The sequence below is a fragment of the Psychroflexus curvus genome, assembly GCF_020164585.1.
GTDB classification, from domain to species: domain Bacteria; phylum Bacteroidota; class Bacteroidia; order Flavobacteriales; family Flavobacteriaceae; genus Psychroflexus; species Psychroflexus curvus.
This window is the reverse complement of the sequence record NZ_JAIQZF010000007.1, coordinates 35,189-53,593: the sequence shown is the minus strand read 5'-3', so window position 1 is coordinate 53,593 and position 18,405 is coordinate 35,189. Positions and strand designations below refer to the sequence as shown.

Annotated in this window: 15 protein-coding genes; 8 read left to right on the top strand and 7 right to left on the bottom strand. The window is 39.7% G+C overall.

The window, feature by feature from the left end; genetic code table 11:
* Nucleotide 1 precedes the first annotated feature (1 nt).
* The 4 genes from LB450_RS11415 (at nucleotide 2) to LB450_RS11400 (ending at nucleotide 5,122) form a co-directional block, all read left to right on the top strand.
* Nucleotides 2–1,759: a BatD family protein gene (locus LB450_RS11415; RefSeq protein WP_224488817.1), complete on the top strand. Its 1,758-nt coding sequence runs from the start codon at nucleotides 2–4 to the stop codon at nucleotides 1,757–1,759.
* Nucleotide 1,760: 1 nt separating this feature from the next.
* Nucleotides 1,761–2,510 carry a tetratricopeptide repeat protein gene (locus LB450_RS11410; RefSeq protein ID WP_224488815.1) on the top strand — a complete coding sequence of 250 codons (750 nt, stop codon included), beginning with the start codon at nucleotides 1,761–1,763 and terminating at the stop codon, nucleotides 2,508–2,510.
* A 414-nt stretch (nucleotides 2,511–2,924) separates the two neighbouring features.
* Nucleotides 2,925–4,493: a SulP family inorganic anion transporter gene (locus LB450_RS11405; protein ID WP_224488813.1), complete on the top strand. Its 1,569-nt coding sequence runs from the start codon at nucleotides 2,925–2,927 to the stop codon at nucleotides 4,491–4,493.
* Between the two features lie 2 nt (nucleotides 4,494–4,495).
* On the top strand, nucleotides 4,496–5,122 hold the full coding sequence (locus LB450_RS11400; protein WP_224488811.1) for a carbonic anhydrase family protein: 627 nt from the start codon (nucleotides 4,496–4,498) through the stop codon (nucleotides 5,120–5,122).
* Nucleotides 5,123–5,175: 53 nt separating this feature from the next.
* On the opposite strand, the gene LB450_RS11395 is transcribed toward LB450_RS11400, so the two are convergent.
* Complete coding sequence (locus LB450_RS11395) at nucleotides 5,176–5,697, bottom strand: CvpA family protein (protein ID WP_224488809.1); 522 nt, start codon at nucleotides 5,695–5,697, stop codon at nucleotides 5,176–5,178.
* A gap of 45 nt (nucleotides 5,698–5,742) precedes the next feature.
* Here LB450_RS11395 and LB450_RS11390 point away from each other — a divergent pair, with 45 nt between their 5' ends.
* From LB450_RS11390 to LB450_RS11380, 3 genes are all read left to right on the top strand, one after another.
* On the top strand, nucleotides 5,743–6,096 hold the full coding sequence (locus tag LB450_RS11390; RefSeq protein ID WP_224488807.1) for a hypothetical protein: 354 nt from the start codon (nucleotides 5,743–5,745) through the stop codon (nucleotides 6,094–6,096).
* Nucleotides 6,097–6,178: 82 nt separating this feature from the next.
* Nucleotides 6,179–7,201, top strand: coding sequence for a phenylalanine--tRNA ligase subunit alpha (gene pheS, locus LB450_RS11385; RefSeq protein ID WP_224488805.1), 1,023 nt, complete (start codon nucleotides 6,179–6,181; stop codon nucleotides 7,199–7,201).
* A gap of 646 nt (nucleotides 7,202–7,847) precedes the next feature.
* A complete protein-coding gene (locus LB450_RS11380; RefSeq protein WP_224488804.1) occupies nucleotides 7,848–8,249 on the top strand; it encodes a hypothetical protein in 402 nt (133 codons plus the stop codon).
* A gap of 8 nt (nucleotides 8,250–8,257) precedes the next feature.
* Here the strand turns inward: LB450_RS11380 and LB450_RS11375 are convergent, their stop codons facing one another.
* From LB450_RS11375 to LB450_RS11355, 5 genes are all read right to left on the bottom strand, one after another.
* Entirely contained in the window at nucleotides 8,258–9,157 is a 900-nt protein-coding gene (locus tag LB450_RS11375) for an EamA family transporter (RefSeq protein ID WP_224488802.1), read from the bottom strand.
* A 12-nt stretch (nucleotides 9,158–9,169) separates the two neighbouring features.
* Nucleotides 9,170–10,177, bottom strand: coding sequence for an NAD(P)H-dependent glycerol-3-phosphate dehydrogenase (locus tag LB450_RS11370; RefSeq protein WP_224488794.1), 1,008 nt, complete (start codon nucleotides 10,175–10,177; stop codon nucleotides 9,170–9,172).
* Nucleotides 10,178–10,302: 125 nt separating this feature from the next.
* Entirely contained in the window at nucleotides 10,303–10,884 is a 582-nt protein-coding gene (gene nadD / locus LB450_RS11365; RefSeq protein WP_224488792.1) for a nicotinate (nicotinamide) nucleotide adenylyltransferase, read from the bottom strand.
* Nucleotides 10,881–11,459, bottom strand: coding sequence for a guanylate kinase (gene gmk / locus LB450_RS11360; protein WP_224488790.1), 579 nt, complete (start codon nucleotides 11,457–11,459; stop codon nucleotides 10,881–10,883). The genes nadD and gmk overlap by 4 nt, the downstream gene beginning before the upstream one ends.
* A 2-nt stretch (nucleotides 11,460–11,461) precedes the next feature.
* On the bottom strand, nucleotides 11,462–12,328 hold the full coding sequence (locus LB450_RS11355) for a YicC/YloC family endoribonuclease (RefSeq protein WP_224488783.1): 867 nt from the start codon (nucleotides 12,326–12,328) through the stop codon (nucleotides 11,462–11,464).
* 134 nt (nucleotides 12,329–12,462) lie between these two features.
* Here LB450_RS11355 and lpxB point away from each other — a divergent pair, with 134 nt between their 5' ends.
* The gene (lpxB, locus tag LB450_RS11350; protein WP_224488781.1) at nucleotides 12,463–13,575 is read left to right on the top strand and encodes a lipid-A-disaccharide synthase; all 1,113 of its coding nucleotides are present in this window, start codon (nucleotides 12,463–12,465) and stop codon (nucleotides 13,573–13,575) included.
* Nucleotides 13,576–13,806: 231 nt separating this feature from the next.
* Here lpxB and dnaE read toward each other — a convergent pair whose 3' ends face one another.
* A complete protein-coding gene (gene dnaE, locus LB450_RS11345) occupies nucleotides 13,807–18,171 on the bottom strand; it encodes a DNA polymerase III subunit alpha (protein WP_224488779.1) in 4,365 nt (1,454 codons plus the stop codon).
* Nucleotides 18,172–18,405 lie beyond the last annotated feature (234 nt).

The window sequence follows — 18,405 nt, the reverse complement described above, 5'->3', positions numbered from 1 at the left end:
AATGAAACAATTGACATTTTTATTGGTTTTTCTGCTGGGCTGGTCTTCAGTTGCTCAAGTGAGTTTCACTGCCGAAGCAAGCAGGTCTAAGCTTGGTATCAACGAACGGTTGAAGGTTGAGTTTATAGTAAATGCTAATGGTGACAATTTTATGCCACCAAGTTTTGATGGTTTTACAAAAATTGGAGGTCCATCCCAAAAAATTTCTCAATCCTGGGTGAATGGAAAAAGTACGTTTCAAAAAACATTTACCTATTTTTTTCAGCCAGAACGCAGAGGTGAGTTCACTATTGGGCAAGCTGAAATCACCGTGGATGGACAAGTGTATAAAACCTCACCTATCCAGATAGAAGTAACAGCCGCCGTAGATACGCCAAATCAATCCAGGGCTGTTGCCGAAGCTGGTGACGGCATACATTTAATCGCAGAAGTAAGCAAATCTCAGCCTTATCTCAATGAAGGTATTTATGTGGTTTATAAATTGTTTTTAAGTCCAACCGTGAATATCAGAAACTGGAGACCTCTAGATGATCCTAAGTTTGAAGGATTTTGGAGTCAAAATATAGATATTGAACAGCTTGAACTTAAAGAAGGTGAATTTGGTGGTCAGCCTTATCGCTATGTGGAGCTTCGTAAAACCGTTTTATATCCCCAAAAAACAGGAGATCTCAAAATTGAGCCTTTGTCTCTGGCTGTTTCTGTTGAAGTGCCAACAGACAGAAGGGACTTTTTTGGAAGACGCATGTATGATGTGGCAGAGAAAAACTTTTCTGCCAACACAAGAACCATAGACGTGCAACCTTTACCTGAAGAAGGTAAGCCAGCAGGTTTTTCTGGCGCTGTAGGTGAATTTGATTTTGAACTAAAAGCCAATAAAAAAGAACTGGATGCTCAAACTTCCCTTGAACTAACTTCAGAAGTAAGTGGAAAAGGAAATTTGAAGTTATTCAACTTACCAAAAATCCAGACGCCTTCTTCTTTTGAAGTCTATGACCCTGAACGAAATGAAAACGTGAGAACAACAAGCCTTGGCATGCGTGGTGACATATCAGAGAAATATACTATTATACCTGAGTTTAAAGGGGAGTACGTTATCCAGCCAACATCATTTTCATATTTCAACCCGAGGACGAATTCCTATGAAACGATACAATCCAGCCCAATAACCATACAGGTAAACGCTGGTCCGGAGCGTCCGGAAGAAACTGCAAATGTTACCCCAAGCGATTCTGGTAATCCACAAAATATTATTTCTTCAAAAAACAACTTTAACTACATTAAGTTAAAAACAAATTTGAAAGCAGAAGATCAAACTCAGTTTTTTCAATCGCCACTCTACTGGACTTTATTTTTCCTCCCATTTTTAAGTATTCCTTTTATGCTGATATTTGGGAAAGTAAAAAACAGAGATATCGATCAAAATCAGCTTCAGTTAAAAAGAGCCAACAAGCTGGCTAAAAAATATTTATCTGAAGCTAAAAAGACCATAGGCGATTCCAAGGCTTTTTATGAGTCTCTTGAGAGGGCTTTGCATAACTACATAAAAGCCAGGTTGAAGATTCAAACTTTGGATATGCAAAAAGAAAAAATACAATCACTGCTTTTACAAAAAGGGGTTTCACAGGAGACTTCCAAGAATTTTTTAAAGATTTTGGAAAGTTGTGAGTTGGCAAGATATACACCAACAGTTACAGAAGACATGCAAAACGATTACAAAGAATCCGCAAAAGTTATATCTGAAATTGATAAAGAAGTTTAGTATGAAATTTTATACCTGCGTATTATTTTTTTTAATCAGTTCTGTTGGTTTTTCTCAAGCTGAAGGTACTTTTGAAAAAGCTAATTCTGCTTATGCAGATGATGAGTTTGAGGAGGCGATTCAACTTTACAATACTATTTTGGAAGAAGGCTTGGTGTCATCCGACTTGTATTTCAACTTGGGAAACGCGTATTTCAAACAAAATGATCTGGCCAATGCGATTTACCACTACGAAAAGGCACTTCAGTATAGTCCGGGCGATTCAGACATAAAAGAAAACTTAGAGATTGCCAATTCGCAAACCATAGACAAAGTCGTAGATGCTCCGGAGAATCAGCTAAATTCTGTAGTTCACTTGATGACCCGTACTCTGAATATAAATGCCTGGGCCTGGATAAGTATTGGCTTTTCTGTAGGTTTTGGCTTATTAATTATACTTTATTTCAGGTCATCAACAGTGAAAGGCAAACAGAGAAACTTTTCTTTTGCCATTGCTTTTCTAGTCTTTGCCGTTGGGAGTTTGTTTTTAGGACGCTTTCAAAATCAGCTTCAGCAAGAGCAGTCCTTTGCTATCATTTTTGAAAATCAATTGCCTGCCTACGTGGAGCCTAATCCCAGAAGCGATATCAACTTTGAACTCAATAAAGGAACAAAGGTAAGCTTAGGGTCAACGTTTAGAGATTTTACTGAGATAAAACTTTCTGATGGTTCTTCGGGCTGGGTCAAAACATCAGCTTTTAAAGAATTATAACAAGAGGTATTGAAAGAGTTACCAATTAATCCATATATTTGCCTGATATATGAGATTAAAATTATTTATACTTGTTTTTTCTTTTACCAATCTTTTGGTAACTCCTACTATTCTGACCTTACAAGGTAATGGTGATGTTTCTTTTTTTATAAACTTAAATGAAGAAGAAAATTCAGAAGAAAATAGTGTCTCATTTAGCGAATATCTTTTTCATAAATCAGACAAGGCTGTTAGTTCTTTAGATTCCAGCTATTCAAGATTTCTACCACACTACACATTAAGCTACAAAACTATTTATCAGAAAATAGTATCTCCCCCTCCAGATTTTAAATTGAATTATTTCATTTAATCATTTCAATTTCAATTTATAAATCTAAGTGCTTTTTTATGAAAAGCACCATTTCAAATATTTTTATGTTTAAACATTTAAATAAAGACATACCAGCTAGTATAGTTGTTTTCTTTGTAGCTCTACCTTTATGTCTGGGTATTGCTTTAGCCAGTGGAGCACCACTTTTTTCAGGACTAATTGCAGGAATCGTTGGAGGAATCGTGGTCGGGGCCCTTAGTGGTTCTTCTGTGGGTGTAAGTGGTCCTGCTGCAGGACTTGCAGTTATTGTGTTAGGGGCTATTGCAAGCCTTGGAAAATACGAGTATTTTCTTGTTGCCGTCGTTATTGGTGGAGTCATTCAAATCCTTTTAGGCTTTCTTAAAGCTGGAGTCATAGGCTATTATTTTCCTTCTTCTGTTATAAAAGGAATGCTGGCGGGAATAGGGATCATTATTTTTCTTAAACAGTTTTCAGTGGCATTTGGATTGCCGGATGATTACCGATTTTTTGATTACAACCTGGAAGTCTTATTAGATAATGTGATTTTAGGCTGGGAACAGCTTTCTTTAGGCACATTAACAATTACTATTCTCAGTATTGCTATCATGATGCTTTGGTCCAATGTTCTTGAGAAAAAACACAGCATTTTCAAAATTATTCCGGGACCTTTGGTTGCAGTAGTTGTAGGGGTATTATACAAACTCTTTATAGATGACTCAAGTGTTTTAGGAATATCAGATTCAAACCTGGTTACCGTTCCGGTACCAGATAATTTTTCTGACTTTGTAAGTCAGTTCACCTTCCCGGATTTTTCAATCATTACCTCTAGTCAGGTGTGGATTGTTGGGATCACCATTGCCATAGTAGCGAGTTTAGAAACTTTGCTCAGTGTAGAGGCAACAGATAAACTTGACCCGCGAAAACGAGTAACTCCTACCAATCGGGAATTACTTGCTCAGGGAACTGGAAATATGGTCTCCGGATTTATAGGTGGTCTGCCAGTAACTCAGGTGATTGTAAGGAGTTCTGCCAATATACAATCGGGAGGACGAACAAAAATGTCGGCTATATTACATGCCTTGTGGCTATTGCTTGCTGTAGTCTTTATACCAGATTTACTCAATCTTATTCCTTTGGCTGTATTGGCGGGTGTTTTACTAATCGTTGGATATAAATTAGCAAAGCCTTCACTTTTCATCAAATCTTATAAATTAGGTAAAGCTCAATTTCTACCTTTTATTATTACTGTCGCTGGAATTGTTTTTGGAGATTTACTTATCGGTATCGGACTAGGACTGGTTTCTGGTTTGCTTACAGTTTTATACAACAGTTTAAAAAACTCTCACTTCCTTCACATTGAAGAAAAAGAAGGCGTAAAAAAATCGATTAAAATGACCTTCGCTGAAGAAGTAACTTTTTTCAATAAGGGAGCTATTCTTAAAACATTAAATGATATTTCAGAAAATTCTAACCTTACCATTGATATTAGAAAGTCTAAATATTTAGACTATGATGTCTTAGAAATTCTTGAAGACTTTGCTATCAAAGCGGAAAACAGAAATATCAATATCAACATCATATCAGAACTCGGAGAATTTGAAAATCCGAAGGAATACAGTAAATTTTTCAATATAAATTCAAAATACAACTAATCATGCTTAAAAAGATAATAACAAAACAAGAACAGGAAGCTTTAACGCCAGACGAGGTATTAAAAGACCTTATGGAAGGTAATAAGCGATTTACTTCAGAAGATTTCCATTCAAGGGATTATAACGCTATGAAAGTAAGCGCAACTGGTGGTCAATATCCAAAAGCTGTGGTTTTATCTTGTGTAGATAGTAGAGTGCCTGTAGAGACAGTCCTGGATCAGGGAATCGGTGATATATTTGTAGCCAGAGTTGCAGGTAATTTTGAAAACACAGACATACTGGGCAGCATGGAATATGCCTGTAAAGTAGCTGGGAGTAAGCTCGTTTTTGTACTAGGTCACGAAAGTTGCGGAGCAGTAAGTGCTGCCTGCGATGGCGTTGAATTGGGTAATATCACTCATTTGCTAAGCAATATCAAACCAGCAGTAGAAGCTGTAAAGACCGATGGAAAAAGAGATTCTTCTAATAAAGATTTTGTACATAAGGTAGTTCAAAAGAACGTAGAACTGACTATGGACAGGGTAAGAGAAAAAAGCCCAATCTTAAAAAGCATGGAAGAAAAAGGAGAAATCAAAATAGTAGGAGGGGTGTATTCCCTTCAAACAGGTGAAGTAGAATTGCTTTCTTAATCACTTTATTTATTATTTAAGTTCCAACCCTCAAATTTTGTTTGAGGGTTTTTTTATGCCTCTTCGTTTCCGTTCAAAAGCTCACTTTCATCCAGCAACTCTTCTAAAGAGGGAAGCAGTGTGGAGCTCAATTCTCGAATGGTGGTAACCACCACAGAATCCTCTAATTTTGTTTCTGAAACAAATCTGCCATCACCATTGACGTAATCGAAAATAAGAAGCAAAATAAAAATAAAAAGTCCGGTTTTGATGACGCCAAACAGAGCTCCGAAAATTCGGTTGATCAAGCCCAGAGCTATGCTGTGTACGATGGTCGTTAAGATTTTGGCAATGACTGAAACCAAAATAACTATGCCGATAAACACAATAAAAAAGCTGGCAATCTCAATACCTGAGGGCGACCAGTCGGTCCATTTTTCAAGATAACCTTCAGCGATATAGCCGTATTCAAGACCGCCAAATATGCCTGCCAGTAAGGCGACAATCCCTGCTAGTTCTATGATGAATCCCTTTTGAAATCCCCTTATAAAACCGAGCAGGAGTAAAACCCCAAGAATAATATCTATTACATTCATGTTGTCAAATATAATCAATTCGGTTAAAGCGAGTACCTTTGTAGCATGAGAGATGAGTTACTTAAAACACGCTGGGAAAGCCTTCAAAATAAGCTGTCCAATCAATTTGCAGATGGAGAGCAAATGGAACTGGATGCCATTATTTATATGGTAGGCGTACAGGAACTTGGGAAGCCACAGGCTAAGTTCAAAAAAGATGACAAGATCAATTTGATGCACATCGCCATATGTACACTTTTGGAGCCTTACGGATTTTATGAATTTGACTTTATCGATGAAGAGGGCTGGCCCCATTTTACGAACACCTCTAAGCTGCCAGCGCTTAAAGCCGGCGAACAAACCGTCCTGATGAAAGAAGCTCTGGTGAGCTACTTTTTAAAGCGAGAGTACATCGAGTAAGCAGTACTATTTAAATAATAGATTTTCTAAGTTGGAAACAGTCTATTTTTTCTAAATTTGCCAATTCATTTTACCAAATGCCATGATAGATAAGATAAAGGGATATATCGATGAGGTTGAACGCTTTACAGCAGATAATGCTGAAGATGTTGAGCAATTCAGGATACAGTATTTAGGGAAAAAAGGAATTCTTAATGCGTTTTTTGCAGAATTCAAAAATGTACCTAATGAACAAAAAAAAGAATTTGGTAAGACCATCAATCAGTTAAAGATTTCAGCTCAGGAAAAAGTTGATCAGCTAAAACTGGAAATCGCTTCCAATATAGAGGATAAAGGTATTTACGGCGACCTCACCAGACCTGGAGAACCTTTACAAATTGGAGCAAGACATCCTATCTCTTTAGTCAAAAACAGAATTACAGAAATCTTTTCCAACATTGGCTTCAATGTTTCTGAAGGTCCAGAAATCGAAGATGACTGGCATAATTTCACTGCCTTAAATTTGCCGGAATACCATCCGGCAAGAGATATGCAGGATACCTTTTTTATCCAAACCGATCCTAAGGATATCTTGTTGAGAACGCATACCTCTAGTGTACAGGTACGCTATATGGAAAACAACACGCCACCCATCCGGACGATTTCTCCCGGGAGAGTCTTCAGGAATGAAGATATTTCATCGCGATCTCATTGTATTTTTCATCAGGTGGAAGGTTTGTACATCGATAAAGAGGTGTCCTTTAAAGACCTGAAACAAACTTTGATTTATTTCACCAAAGAGCTATTTGGAAAGTCAAAAATCAGATTAAGACCTTCTTATTTCCCCTTTACAGAGCCAAGTGCAGAAGTGGATATTTACTGGGGTCTCGAAACAGAAACGGACTATAGAATTACTAAAGGAACAGGCTGGCTGGAAATTATGGGCTGTGGTATGGTAGATCCCAATGTGTTAAGAAATTGTAATATCGACCCGAAAGAATACAGCGGTTTTGCTTTTGGTATGGGCATAGAACGCATAGCCATGTTGTTGTATCAAATTGGAGACATTCGTATGTTTTACGAAAATGATATTCGTTTTCTTGAGCAGTTTAAATCTACATTTTAACTAAAACTGATGTAACTAATCAGTATCTATTATGTTTTCACCTACAAGTTATAAATAATCTATTCTCAGTATGTTACATAAGTTTTTCACGCCAAGACCGCTAAGCTTTTCGCAAAGGCCGTGAATTTATAAATCGATGCTTATCAACAATTTGCGTCGCTTTTCGTTTTCTCTTTGCGAACCCTGTCTGTTCAAGTGACACAAAGGCAGGCCTGCCTGCCAATGGCACGAAGGCAGGTTCGCGTGAAGTAATTTTTTTCAATGCTTAAAATAGACTGATTAGTCCTTTTGACAAATTCAGGTTAAACTGGAGTCGAAGCCTTGAATAAAATGTCATATCGAGTCTCTGGAAATTTTAGGATTTCATTTAATGGAATGTGAGGATAAAGCTATAATTTTAATCTAAACTACGACTTAGCTTCCTCCCTTAAAGGAGTCCCGATAGCTATCGGGAGAGGAGGGTGTTTAGTAGAATGAAGTTCATTTCGCGTTAACACCCTTTGCCTATCGGCATTTCCCTCAAGGGAAAATAAGTATCTAAAAACGAGTTAATTACACAAAAAAGTCAATAGTAGAAGCTTGTCCTCAACACTGAGGGTGGCAGTCGAGACAACTTTACTATAACCACTTTTACACACTATATATCATGAAAAAAGACATCGATAACCATATTCCAGAAGTTGAACATGTTTACGTGGTTGCCGCTTTTGAGTATAATTCAATCTTCAAAGTGGAAGAGTGGACCATATACCTCGTCAATGATACTACTGAAGCTTTAGAAACCGTTTTGGTGGTGTCTAAAGGGGAAAGCAAAACAAAAACCACTTCTGTACTCAGAAAAAAATTAGAAGTCTTACCAGCTAAATCTATCGCTAAGCTTGAATTTCTTCACGAGGATGTGCTGGAAGTCGATAATATATTTCAGGTCACTTATTTTCTTAACGGGAAACTGATGCACAAGGATTTCAAATTTCCTAAATACAGCTTGAAATCTAAAGACATCAAAGCATTGCCGCTGCTAACTTCAAAAGGAATTATAGCGGAGTAGATGTTGACTTATAACGGCTCTTTCTGAACTTTCTTTAAGTTCATAAGGACTATCGAGGACAAAATCAGAAGTATTCCAACCCACTTATAAATATTTTGATCTTCATGCAGAACAAAGTAGCCCATCAGCACCGCTACCGGAAGTTCTATGGAAGAGATGATAGCGCCCAGGCCAACGTTTATTTTGGGCATGCCTGCTGTAAAAAACAAGGGAGGCAGAATGGTGCCAAACAAGGCTAAAACAGGTCCCCAAAGCATGAAAATACCAAAATCCATATACTCGATAAGTTCTGGTAAAGTAATCACGGAAACAACGATGAGCCCGCCCAGCATCATCCATTTGCTTCTGGTGATAGGGTGGTATTGCGTACCAACGCTATTGGAAGTCATAATTGTGATGGTGTAGGACAAGGCGGCCAAGATCCCAAAGCCGATACCTGCCAGACTTACCTGTTGTTCCTCGATCAATAAATCTGCAGCGAGAACGGTTCCTATCAAGATAAGAACCACAGAAATGATTTTGATTTTAGTGGGTTTTATCTTGTTGATGATGCTGTCCAGAACAACTCCTATCCATACGCTTTGCATGAGTAAAACGATACCTACAGACACGGTAATATATTGTATAGCCAGGTAATAAAATATACTGGTGAAGCCCAGAGACGTTCCGGCGAGGATGAGGTAGAAAATAGTTTTACGCCTCAACTTCGGATCTGTGATGGGTGGTTTTTTCTTTTTTAGAAAAAGATTCAAAATCATTAAGGCAACGAAACCGATGAGGATCTGAGAAAAAGTAACTTCATAAACCGTATAATGCTCTTCATAAGCCAGTTTGACAAAAGTGGTGAGTAAACCATAGCAGGAAGCGCCCAGGGCAACCAAAATGCCACCTTTCAAAATTGAATTCATGTAAAAAAATAATTAGTTAAGCTTATCAGCTAAATTTTCGAAGATTTTTTTTGGATTTTTCCCCTCGTATAAGACTTTGTAAACCGCATTTATGATAGGAGTTTTTGCCTTCTTTTTCCCAAAAGATTTGCTCATTTCATAGGCAGAGTTAGTAGCATAATAGCCTTCTGCGACCATACTCATTTCCATTTGAGCGCTTTTCACCGTATATCCTTTTCCTATCATGTTTCCAAAATAGCGATTTCGACTAAAGACAGAATATCCCGTAACCAGTAAATCCCCTAAATAGGCGGAATCATTGATGTTGCGTTTCATTTTATAGCGTTTTTTGATAAAGCGTTTCATCTCCCTTATGGCATTACTCATTAGCACGCTTTGGAAGTTATCTCCATACCCCAGACCATGTGCAATGCCTGCAGCTATGGCATAAATGTTTTTGAGCACGGCAGCATATTCGGTGCCTATGATGTCCTCAGAGACGTTGCATTTGATGTATTCGCTGCTCAGGTACTGAGCAAGAGTATTGGCATGCCCCTCGTTGGCGCAGGCAATCGTTAAGTAAGACAAGCGTTCCAGGGCCACTTCTTCTGCATGACAAGGACCAGTGATCACACCAATTCTTTCAAAAGGAATATCGTATTCCTTATTGAAGTGCTCTCCCACCAAAAGCTGAGATTCGGGTACAATGCCTTTGATCGCACTGAAGATGATTTTGTCTGTAATATCAACACTAATCTTATCGAGTTCCTTCTTTAAAAAAGCAGAAGGCACCACAAAAATTAAAATATCAGACAGTTCAATTACCTTATCAATATTATCGGATAATTTGATTTGTTTAGGGTTAAATTCAACAGCGCTGAGGTAGTTGGGATTGTGGTGTTCCTTCTCAATATAATCTATAACTTCCTGTTTTCTGATGTACCAATTTACTTCCGGTACATTTTCGCAAAGCATCTTCACAATGGCTGTCGCCCAGCTTCCGCTGCCGATAACTCCAAAATTTGGATTAGGATTTGTCATAGGGTTTGTCTTTTAAAAATTTTATTCTTCAATCTTTTTAAGATTGATTTTCAATTCAAAACTTGATAAATAAAAGTAGTTTTTAATTCGTATTAACAAAGATTTAAAGGCACCTGAGAACAGATTTATCTGTAAAAATTCATTTCGTCGATATATTCCCAAACTCTGTGCTGGAGCAAAGGCGCCACGTTTTTACCAGATTTTATCATCTTTCTTATTAAAGTAGATGAAATTTCCATGACAGGCGTGTCTGTTGTATGTATTTTGGGATTGTTTTGAAACTGCTCAGGAATTTCAATAGTGGTTTGTCTGGGGCACACGTAAATGTCGTGATGTTCCAGGATGCTTTCATAATTTTTCCACTTGTGAAAATTCACCAAATTGTCTTCTCCCATAATCAATGCAAAATCCTTATCGGGATGTGAGTCTTTCAGTTCTGCCAAGGTTTTGGAAGTGTAATTGGGTTGAGGCAACTTGAATTCAACATCGCAGGGCTTCAGCTTTTCGTAAGATTCTGTCGCTCGATATACCAGCTCATATCGGTGATGATTTTCCAAAAGATTGTTCTTTTTCTTAAAAGGACTTTGAGGGGTAATCACTAACCAGACTTCATCCAGATCTGTGTGCTCCGCCAAATGATTAGCAATGACCAAATGTCCAATATGAAACGGATTGAACGTCCCAAAGTAAAGGCCTACTTTTTTCATTTGATAAAGTCTTTAACCAATTCATAGGCTTCACCTAAGGCTGTGTCCAAATCTTCGTTCACGATAATATGATCAAATTGTGGAGCTGTAGCCATTTCAATAGAAGCTTTAGCAACTCTTGTGGCAATGCGGTCTTCAGATTCGGTTTTGCGTTTTTTGAGCCTTATTTTGAGTTCTTCAATACTGGGTGGTTCTACAAATACGGCAAGGGTTTGCTCTGGATAAATGCGCTTGATGTCCAGACCGCCAACCACATCAATATCGAAAACCACATGTTTTCCCATCGCCCAGATGCGTTCTACTTCAGAATTTAAAGTGCCGTAGAAATTATCTCTGTACACTTCTTCCCATTCCAGGAAATCATCGTTTTTGATGTGAGATTTGAATTCTTTCAAATCCATAAAATAATAATCTTCACCATCTACTTCATTTTCTCTCGGCGCTCTGGATGTTGCTGAAATAGAAAATTCCAGGTCCAAATCTTTTTGTGCTAAAAGATATCTTACAATCGTTGTTTTTCCAGAACCGGATGGTGCAGAAAACACAATGAGTTTACCTTGTTTTTTGTCGGTCATACTTAAAGGACGTTAAGCAGTTGTTCTTTTATTTTCTCCAGCTCGTCTTTCATTTGCACTACTGCTTTCTGCATAGCGGCAAAATTCGATTTGCTTCCAATGGTATTGATTTCTCTGCCGATTTCCTGGCAGATAAAATTGAGTTTTTTTCCGTTGGAATCCGGAGAGTTAAGTGCTTTGATAAAATAAGACAGGTGGTTGTCCAGTCTCGTTTTCTCTTCGGTGATATCGTATTTTTCGATGTAATAAATCAATTCCTGTTCAAATCGATTTTCATCTATTTTTTCTTTTAAATCCTCAATGCCTTTTCTCAATCTCGTCTTCACGTGTTCAATCCGCTCAGGATCTATGGATTTTACTTCTGAAAGTAAATCGGTTAGGTTTTGAATGCGGAGTTCAAAATCTTCCTTCAGGACTTTTCCTTCGTCAGTTCTGAAGGTATTGATTTGCTCCAAAGCCAAATCTAAAACTTTATATACCGCCTCTGAATCTTCTTTTTCGAGTTCATCTTTTTCAGAACTCAGCGCGTTAGGCATCGACATGGCAATCTGAAGTAAGCGGTTGTCATCTCCTTTTGTTGAAGATGGAAACTGCTGAAGTTGTTTTAGATAATTCTCAACCACTTTAGTATTGATTTTTGAAGAACTCTCTTCCGCATGCTTTTCAACCTGTAGGGAAAGGTCTACTTTACCTCGGTTAAGGCTTTGCGACAGCTTGTTTCTTATGGGAAGTTCCAGTTCTCTAAATTCTGAAGGAATTCTTACATTGGCGTCTAAGTTTTTACTGTTGAGAGATTTTATCTCTGCGGTAAAGGTTTTGCCTGCTACTTCTAGCTTGCTTTTGCCATAACCGGTCATGGATTGAATCATAAATGCGTTGTCTTAAAAAGATTAGGCAAATGTAGCAAATCCAACAGGAACTCAAGAATGAACTTGCAGTTAAGCTTAAGGTCTAATCTTTTATTTATCGTAATTTCGTGAATCGATAGCGGTAAATTAATTTGATGAAATATTATATCATTGCCGGAGAAGCTTCCGGAGATCTTCACGCTTCCAACCTGATGCAGGCTCTGCTGGAAAAAGATGCTTCTGCAGACTTTAGATTCTGGGGGGGTGACCTCATGGAAAGCCTTGGCGGAACGCTGGTAAAACACTACAGAGAACTTGCCTTTATGGGGTTTTGGGAAGTGATTACCAATCTGAAGACTATCTTGAACAACATCAAACTCTGTAAAGAAGATATAGGTCAGTTTCAGCCAGATGCGATCATTTTTGTGGATTATCCCGGGTTTAATATGAGGATTGCCAAATGGGCAAAAGCACAGGGCATTGCCACGCATTATTATGTTTCACCACAAATATGGGCCTGGAAAGAAAACAGAATTAAAGACATCAAAAGGGACGTGGACCACATGTATGTGATTCTCCCTTTTGAAAAGGAGTTTTATGAAACCAAGCACGATTTTAAAGTTCATTTTGTAGGTCATCCGTTGCTGGATCAGATCGAAAAGCGAAAAGAAATCAGTTTTAAAGAGTTTAAACACAAGCATCAGCTGGAGGATAAACCTATTATTGCCTTGTTGCCGGGAAGTCGAAAACAGGAAATATCCGTGATGCTTTCGGTGATGCTTTCAGTAGTTCGCCATTACCCGACCTATCAATTTGTGATTGCTGGGGCACCAAGTCAGGATGAAGAATTTTATAAGTCAATTGTATCAGATTCTAAAGTCAAATTAATCCAAAATGACACCTATAATCTGCTGAGTAAATCTCATGCGGCTCTGGTGACCTCGGGTACAGCTACTCTGGAAACAGCCCTGTTTGAGGTGCCGGAAGTGGTCTGCTACAAAGGTAATGTGATTTCTTATCTGATCGCTAAGCAAATCGTGAAGCTGGATTATATCTCCCTGGTGAATCTGATAATGGATAGGGAAGTGGTGAAGGAACTGATTCAAAATGAATTTAATTCCAAACACCTAAAACTGGAACTGGATAAAATTCTGAATCCGGACCAAAGAGAAAGGTTATTGTCAGACTATAAAGACCTGAAAACTAAACTCGGTGGAGCAGGAGCGAGTCGCCGTACCGCCGAATTGATTGTGAATAGTTTCAAGTAAACATTCTTGAGTATTTTATTTTACCTTACCTTTCCTTTGGAGAGGTCGGATTTATGAAATAAATCTGGGTGAGGCTTTTCGCAGCTGGCTATAATGACGTGAACTTTGACGAAAGCAAAGACTTATTTTTCTGTGGACAGTCGACTGTAGACCGAAGACAAACGTCCTTTCAACACATCACCACACCGCCTTTTCACTTTTTGTCTTAGTCTTCGCCTTAGTCTTGAAAAATCAATTCAACTTAAAACTGATGTTGTTCTGATTCAATTCTGAAATTAATTCAGAACAAATCTGGACTTTCTTAGACTTGCTGGGCATGTGGATTTTTATTTTATTTTTCATTTCATACACCACAAAATTCAAAATGTGATCACCGGTATAGTTGGAGAATAAATCCTGCATCGCCAGAACCTGGGACTCGGTAAGGTCGGCTACATTCATTTGAATTGTCAACTTTTTAGCATTTTCTTTCAGCACATCCTGCAGTTGTTTAAAGCCTAAAAACCCAATACGCGTTCGTCCGGGCTCACCCGTTTTCCTATCGATAAACTGGGTGGCTTTCAGCTTCACATGCACGAAGTTATCCTGAATTAAAAAGTGCCTGTACTTCAGATACTCTTCGCTAAAAATCCAAAATTCATGGCTTTCATTATAATCCTCAAGCACAAACGTAGCATAGCCTTTCCCCGTTTTGGTGACTCTGTGATTCACATCGGTGACCACGCCTGCAAGGCTGATTTCCTTATTCAAATGCTCTTCAATATGAGCCATTTGTCTTAGATTGGAATTGCAAAACGAATTGATTTCCAATTCAAAATCATCTAAAGGATGTCCCGATAAAAACAGGCCAACCACTTCTTTTTCGGCCTTTAAAGTTCGCATGGTATGCCAGGGCTCGCAGGGCGGCACTTCGGGCTCCGGGATTTGAACATCGCTGGATTCCCCAAACAAACTCACCTGAGCGGAGTTTTTATTTTCCTGGTACCTCGCTGCATATTTGATGACTTTTTCCAAAAACGTCAGTTCCCCTTCTGTCACCTGGAAATACTGAGCCCGATGCACTTCGCCTAAACTATCAAACGCCCCGGCATAAGCCAGACTTTCGAAAGCTTTTTTATTGGCAGCTCGTAAATCGATGCGCTTGGCCAAATCGAAAATCGATAAATAATGCCCGTCCTTTTTTCTGTGTTCCACGATTGTATTGACGGCTCCTCCGCCTACACCTTTGATGGCTCCCATTCCAAAACGAACGGCATTGTCTTTATTCACAGAGAACTTATAGTAAGATTCATTCACATCTGGTCCCAAAACGGGTAAGTCCATACGTTTGCATTCTTCCATAAAGAAGGTGACTTTTTTGATGTCACTCATGTTATTGGAAAGTACCGCCGCCATGTATTCGGCGGGGTAATGTGCTTTTAAATATGCTGTTTGATAAGCTATAAAGGCGTAACAGGTGGAGTGCGATTTGTTGAACGCATAACTGGCAAAGGCTTCCCAGTCCTTCCATATTTTTTCAAGCTTCTCTTCATCGTGACCATTGTCTTTGGCCTGGTTGATGAATTTAGGTTTGAGTTTGGCCAGGACATCTTTCAGCTTTTTACCCATAGCTTTACGCAAAATATCCGCTTCACCTTTGGTGAAACTCGCCAGCTTTTGAGACAACAACATCACCTGCTCCTGGTAAACTGTAATTCCGTAGGTTTCCTCTAGATACTCCTTCATTTCCGGCAAATCGTAAGAAATCTCCTCGTCCCCGTGCTTACGCTTAATGAAACTCGGGATATACTCCATCGGTCCTGGTCTGTACAAGGCGTTCATGGCAATCAAATCTTCAAACACCGTAGGCTTCAAATCCTTCATGTGCTTCTGCATGCCCGGAGATTCGTATTGGAAAATCCCGACCGTTTCTCCACGCTGAAAAAGTTCGTAGGTCTTTTCATCATCCAGCGGAAAGGCATCAGGATCCAGCTCAAGTCCGTGACGTGCTTTTACGATATCGACAGTGTCTTTAATTAAAGTCAGTGTCTTTAAACCTAAAAAGTCCATTTTCAGCAGACCTGCATCTTCCACCACCGAGTTGTCAAACTGAGTGACATATAAATTGGAATCTTTGGCCACCGAAACAGGAACAAACTTGGTAATGTCGTCGGGTGTAATAATCACCCCACAGGCATGTATACCGGTATTCCTCACCGAACCTTCCAAAATTCTGGCCTGGTTAACCGTTTCTGCCTCCGGTGAATCTTGTTCTGAAAGGCTGACCAGTTCCAAAACCTTATCGATTTCTTCAGCTCTGAATTTCTTCCGAATTTCTTTTTCGTCCATGCTGAAAATCTTGCCCAGCTTGGACATGTCCGGGATCAGCTTTGCAATGCGGTCGGCTTCGTAAAGCGGCAAATCTAAAACTCTGGCCGTATCTCGAATCGCAGACTTGGCCGCCATGGTACCGTAAGTGATAATTTGAGCCACCTGATTTTCACCGTATTTATCGATGACATAATCCATGACTTTACTTCGGCCTTCATCGTCAAAATCGATATCTATATCGGGCATACTCACCCGTTCCGGATTCAGGAAACGCTCAAAAAGCAAATCGTATTTAATCGGGTCGATATTGGTAATTTTTAGGCAGTAGGCCACGGCACTACCCGCAGCAGAACCTCGGCCCGGCCCCACCGAAACGCCCATTTTTCGGGCTTCCCGGATGAAATCTTCCACAATCAGGAAATAACCGGGATATCCCGTGTTGGCAATTACCGACAATTCAAATTCCAGACGCTCCTTGATCTCATCGCTGAAATCGCCGTAGCGTTCTTTAGCCCCTTCAAACGTAATATGCTTCAAATAGGCGTTTTCTCCTCGCTTCCCTCCATCTTGCTTGTCCTGGGCATCCAGAAATTGCTCAGGAATCTCAAAAGCTGGTAATAACACTTCTCTAGCCAGTTCATAAGCTTCGACTTTTTCAGCAATTTTTTCGGTATTGGAAATCGCTTCAGGCAAATCTTTAAAGAGGGATTTCATCTCTTCAGCCGATTTGAAGTAATACTGGTCGTTGGGCAGACCATACCGGTAGCCTCGGCCTCGGCCAATGGGTGTCGCCTGCTTCTCACCGTCTTTTACACAGAGTAAAATATCGTGGGCATTGGCATCTTTTTGTTCGGCGTAGTACGTATTATTGGTCGCCACCAGATTCACCTCATGCTTTTGAGCCAGACGAATCAAGGCTTCATTGGCACGGTCTTCATCTTCCTGCTGGTGGCGCATAAGTTCTACATAGAAATCATCTCCGAAGGTTTCTTTCCACCACAGCATCGCTTCTTCCGCCTGATTTTCACCTAGATTCAAAATTTTGCTGGCGATTTCACCGTAGAGACTTCCGGAAAGCACAATCAGGTCTTCCTTGTAGGCTTCAATCACTTTTTTATCGATTCGCGGCAAGTAGTAAAAGCCTTTGGTAAATCCGATGGAAGACATCTTCGCCAAATTGTGATAGCCTTTTTTGCTTTTTGCTAAAATCACCATTTGGTATCCATTGTCTTTGTGGGACTTGTCCAGGTGATCTTCACACACAAAAAACTCGCAACCAATAATCGGTTTGATAGGCTGAGAGGAAGTGTCAACATCTTCAGAAGCCACCGACGCATTGTGTTTTTTGACCGCATTCACAAAGTGGAACGCTCCCATCATATTGGCATGATCGGTGATGGCCACCGCTGGCATGTTGTGCTTAGCCGCAGCAGCCACCAAATCTGGAACTGCCGTGGTTGACTGCAATACCGAAAACTGGGTATGGTTATGCAAATGCACAAAACTCGACTCCTGCAGCTGCTCTAAATTCTCATCAAGCTCAGCTTTGGACGGTTTTTGTTCATCGGATTTAGCCTCCTGTTTTTGCTTGAGTTTTGCTGAGGCTTTTTTAAGGTTGATGTGGTTAAGCCCCACCTTATCGATAGGCTGAGGATGTTTAGCTTTGAATTCCAGCAGATAGCCGGGTTGCGCCTGAAGCTCTTTTTCGGTGTAATTTCCAATGCGAATCAGCTCCAAAAAACAACGGGTCGTGGCTTCCACATCAGCAGTAGCGTTGTGCGCTTCGCCAAAAGCCTCTCCAAACAAATGTTCGTGTAATTCTGTGAGTGTCGGCAGTTTAAATTTTCCTCCACGACCCCCCGGGATTTTGCATAAGGCTGCCGTTTTTTCGGTACAGGTATCCAAAACCGGCATGCTGTGCATAGGTGTCTCGAACATCGCTCTATGAAACTCGGCCCCCATCACATTGACATCAAAACCAAGGTTCTGTCCTACCGCAAATTTGGACTTGAGTAAAGCCTCATTAAACTCTCCCAAAACAAAGTCCAGCGACTCTCCCTTTTCCTGAGCCAGAGCTGTGGAAATCCCATGAATCCGCTCAGCATCATAAGGGATATCAAAGCCGTCCGGCCGCACGAGATAATCCTTGGCTTCCACTAGGTTTCCCCACTGATCGTGGACTTGCCAGGCAATTTGTATCGCCCTTGGCCAGTTGTCAGTGTCAGTTACAGGAGCATTCCAGCGCTTAGGTAAGCCGGTGGTTTCAGTATCAAAAATGAGGTACATGGAGCAGAATTTTGGACTATAAAATTAGCAAAAAACAGATGTTAAATGTGGATTTATTCCGATTTTATGACTGCAAAATTTTAAGTTTTCAGATAGTGAGCTTAAGTGCTGATAGTTATACTGAAGTTGGCGTCCTGGGTTTTCAGACATACCTGAATTGATGTCAAAAACAACAATCTCTTATAGCATTAACTGAAATAAAAAGATGTCAGGGCTCTGCCCTTTATCTGAATC

Bases quoted from the DNA above. Each gene is read 5' to 3' on its own strand.
- LB450_RS11415 (WP_224488817.1), top strand. From the start codon at position 2: ATGAAACAATTGACATTTTTATTGGTTTTTCTGCTGGGCTGGTCTTCA.
- LB450_RS11410 (WP_224488815.1), top strand. From the start codon at position 1,761: ATGAAATTTTATACCTGCGTATTATTTTTTTTAATCAGTTCTGTTGGT.
- LB450_RS11405 (WP_224488813.1), top strand. From the start codon at position 2,925: ATGTTTAAACATTTAAATAAAGACATACCAGCTAGTATAGTTGTTTTC.
- LB450_RS11400 (WP_224488811.1), top strand. From the start codon at position 4,496: ATGCTTAAAAAGATAATAACAAAACAAGAACAGGAAGCTTTAACGCCA.
- LB450_RS11395 (WP_224488809.1), bottom strand. From the start codon at position 5,697: ATGAATGTAATAGATATTATTCTTGGGGTTTTACTCCTGCTCGGTTTT.
- LB450_RS11390 (WP_224488807.1), top strand. From the start codon at position 5,743: ATGAGAGATGAGTTACTTAAAACACGCTGGGAAAGCCTTCAAAATAAG.
- pheS (WP_224488805.1), top strand. From the start codon at position 6,179: ATGATAGATAAGATAAAGGGATATATCGATGAGGTTGAACGCTTTACA.
- LB450_RS11380 (WP_224488804.1), top strand. From the start codon at position 7,848: ATGAAAAAAGACATCGATAACCATATTCCAGAAGTTGAACATGTTTAC.
- LB450_RS11375 (WP_224488802.1), bottom strand. From the start codon at position 9,157: ATGAATTCAATTTTGAAAGGTGGCATTTTGGTTGCCCTGGGCGCTTCC.
- LB450_RS11370 (WP_224488794.1), bottom strand. From the start codon at position 10,177: ATGACAAATCCTAATCCAAATTTTGGAGTTATCGGCAGCGGAAGCTGG.
- nadD (WP_224488792.1), bottom strand. From the start codon at position 10,884: ATGAAAAAAGTAGGCCTTTACTTTGGGACGTTCAATCCGTTTCATATT.
- gmk (WP_224488790.1), bottom strand. From the start codon at position 11,459: ATGACCGACAAAAAACAAGGTAAACTCATTGTGTTTTCTGCACCATCC.
- LB450_RS11355 (WP_224488783.1), bottom strand. From the start codon at position 12,328: ATGATTCAATCCATGACCGGTTATGGCAAAAGCAAGCTAGAAGTAGCA.
- lpxB (WP_224488781.1), top strand. From the start codon at position 12,463: ATGAAATATTATATCATTGCCGGAGAAGCTTCCGGAGATCTTCACGCT.
- dnaE (WP_224488779.1), bottom strand. From the start codon at position 18,171: ATGTACCTCATTTTTGATACTGAAACCACCGGCTTACCTAAGCGCTGG.